We start from the raw sequence: 1,359 nt of genomic DNA, 5'->3' as shown, positions 1-1,359 counted from the left end.
GCGTTTTTTATGGCTTTCTAGAAACTATTTCTCAGACATCCACTATACTAACAACTACACACCAATCACTAGCTAACTACGCACATCGGACTCTGAGCAGAGCATGAGCATTCACAGAAAGATAGACCTACTTCCTGAACGCTCTCAAATGGCATGGCTTATCTTGCTTATTGCCACTATTGGGCTGTGGGTCAGTCTCGCGATTTCTAAGCCATCCTTAGCACAAAGCACGTCATCGCAGTACGAAACAATTAAGGTAAGCAAAATAGTAGATGAAGTTAATGCACTACCTTATCTAGATTACTACTTGGACAGTTCCTTTTCGGCAAGCATCAATGATGTGCTAGCAATAGATAAAAATAAATGGACAAAAAATACCGAGCACATTCAGCACTTTGGGCAGACGAACGCGCCTTACTGGTTCCGCTTTAAGCTACACAAACAGCGCTTTCATATCGACCAACAGTATTTTGTTAAATTAGATTACCCTCATCACGACCGTGTATCGATTTATTTTGTCAATGACGGCCGCATCGTCAAACAAGTCAATACCGGCGACCACTTACCATTTAAAAGCCGAAAGGTAGATTTACCTACTTTTGTTTTTAGTATTCCAGAAAACCATACAGAGCTTGACGTATATCTAAACATACAGTCAGAAGGTGTATTGCAACTCCCGCTCTCAATCGTTACCCAAAATGAGTTAAGTAAGCAAAACATATCTTTTAGTCTTCTATCCGGGATATATTTCGGCGCAATCCTGATTATGCTTTTTTACAATAGCTTTATTTATCTCACCGTAAAGGATAAAGGCTATCTTTACTATTTAATATACCTAAGCTCATGCGCAATCATCCAGTTAGTGCTTTCTGGTCTCGCTTTTCAATATCTATGGCCAAACTACCCCCTATTTAATTACCACGCTGTTGTATTTTCTGCCGCTTTTACCGGCATTAGTGCGATAACATTTATTAAGAATTTTATTGGTATCGACTACATAAGCTCTAAGCGAGACCTTGTACTGATAAAGCTTCTAATTCTGACTTTCATATTGACGGTACTATCCGGCTTCTTAATTTCTTATAGCTTCGCATTAAAAAGTACATTTATCGCTGTAAGCTTTATGGTAATGACCGGCTTTTACCTTGGTGTGAAATACTGGCTAAAAGGGATTAAAACTGCTCGTTATTTTGCTTTGGCCTGGTTTAGCTATTTAGGTGCGGTCATTATTTTCCTATTAGAAAATAACCGAATTATAGAACCAAATATTTTCAATGAAAACGCATTATCCCTTGGCACTCTAATCGAGCTGACACTTCTCTCTATCGCATTCGCTGACAGGTTAAATTATGAAAAAGA

1 protein-coding gene is annotated in these 1,359 nt (G+C 38.6%); it reads left to right on the top strand.

The genetic code is table 11. The features are described 5' to 3' along the window. Positions 1-103: 103 nt before the first annotated feature. On the top strand, positions 104-1,359 hold a 1,256-nt coding region (locus A3735_RS20180; RefSeq protein ID WP_156499787.1), incomplete at its 3' end, for a 7TM diverse intracellular signaling domain-containing protein.

This window comes from Oleiphilus sp. HI0061 (assembly GCF_001635675.1).
Note: the sequence above shows the minus strand (reverse complement) of the source record. Positions and strands in the feature narration are given on the sequence as shown.